The organism is Rhodococcus tibetensis (assembly GCF_024438035.1).
Lineage (GTDB): Bacteria > Actinomycetota > Actinomycetes > Mycobacteriales > Mycobacteriaceae > Rhodococcus_F > Rhodococcus_F tibetensis.
In genome coordinates this window covers 1-1707 of record NZ_JANFQF010000050.1, presented here as the reverse complement: position 1 = coordinate 1707, position 1707 = coordinate 1, and the positions used below count along the sequence as shown (strand labels likewise).

General features: G+C 66.0%; 1 protein-coding gene. It reads right to left on the bottom strand.

Translation table 11 applies throughout. From position 1 onward, the window contains the following. Positions 1 to 1707: condensation domain-containing protein (locus NOF53_RS27390; protein ID WP_255974798.1), on the bottom strand; the 1707-nt coding region annotated here is incomplete at both ends.

Here is a 1707-nt window from a genome sequence, read left to right as displayed (position 1 = left end):
GGTGGTGTCGAGGGGGTAGGACTCGAAGACGGTGAGGGTGTCGAAGGTGGTGGCGGGTCCGGTGGCGCGGTGGATGTCGGGGAGGCCGAGGTGGTGGTGGTCGAGGAGTTGGGTGTGGGCGTTGTGGGTGTGGGTGAGGAGTTGGGTGAGGGTGTGGTGGGGGTCGAGGGTGATGCGGACGGGGATGGTGTTGATGAAGAGTCCGATCATGGTTTCGATGCCGGGGATGTGGGGTGGGCGTCCGGAGACGGTGGTGCCGAAGACGACGTCGGTGCGGTGGGTGAGGGTGGCCAGGACTATGCCCCAGGCGGTTTGGACCATGGTGTTGAGGGTGAGGTTCTTTTCGCGCGCCAGCGCTCGCAGTGCTTGCGTCCCTTCCTGATCGATCGAGACGGCCACCTCTTCCGGGAAGTTCGATACCTGTCCCAGCTCCGAGTCCCCGACGAGGAGTGTCGGCTCCTCCACACCGTCGAGTGCTTCCTTCCACGCCGCGATGCTGTCCTCGACCGGTTGCCGCGCGAGCCACGCCAGGTAGTCGCGATAGGACCGCGGGTGCGGGAGTCCGGTGGTGTCGTTGTGGTGGGTGTAGAGGTGGAGGAGTTCGTGGAGGAGGAGGGGGGTGGACCAGCCGTCGAGGAGGATGTGGTGGTTGGTGATGACGAGGTGGTGGTGGTGGGGGGTGTGGGTGATGAGGGTGAAGCGGAGCAGGGGTGGGGTGTTCATGTCGAAGCGGGTGTGGCGGTCGGTGGTGAGGATGTCTTCGACGGTGGTGGGGTGTTGGTGGGGTGGTTGGTGGGTGAGGTTGTGTTCGGTCCAGGGGAGGGGGGTGTGGTCGGTGATGATTTGGATGGGGTGGCCGTTGGGGGTGTGGGTGAAGGCGGCGCGGAGGTTGGGGTGGCGTTGGAGGAGGGTGGTGGCGGCGTGGTGGAGGCGGGTGGTGTCGAGGGGTCCGTGGAGGTCGAGGGTGAGTTGGACGGTGTAGGTGTCGAGGGTGTGGTGGGTGTATTCGGAGTGGAAGAGGAGGCCGGCTTGGAGGGGGGAGAGGGGCCAGATGTCGGTGAGGGTGGGGTAGTGGTGTTCGAGGGTGTCGATGGTGTGTTGGTCGAGGTGGACGAGGTCGAGGTCGGTGGGGGTGTGTCCGCCGGTGTGGGGTTGGTGGGTGTGGGTGGTGAGGGCGGTGAGTGCGGTGGTGAAGAGTTCGGCGAGTTCGGTGACTTCGGCGGCGGTGAGAACCCCTGTCGGATAGAGCCATCCGACCTCGAGTACCGGTCCGTCGTCTGTTTCGATGACCATGGCGTTGATGTCGAGCGTTGCTGCGGCCCCGATATCCGCGCGGAACCGGCGGTGCAGTCCGGTGCCTGACACCGGCATCCATCCACCACCGCCGGAGCGATCCGGCAGATTGCCGCTGAATCGCCCGAGGTAGTTGAAGGTGATCTGGGGGCCGGGGTAGGTGCGGAGTTCTTCGGCGGTGTCGGGGTCGAGGTAGCGCAGTTGTCCGTATCCGGCGCCGTGGTCGGGGATGGTGCGGAGTTGTTCCTTGACGGTTTTGATTGCGGTGCCGGCGGCGCCGCCGCCGTGGAGGGCGTCGTCGAGGTCGATGCCGGTCAGGTCGAGTCGGACGGGGTGGATGGTGGTGAACCAGCCGATGGTGCGGGAGAGGTCTGCGCCGGGGACGAGATTGTTTTCCCGGCCGTGCCCCTCCAC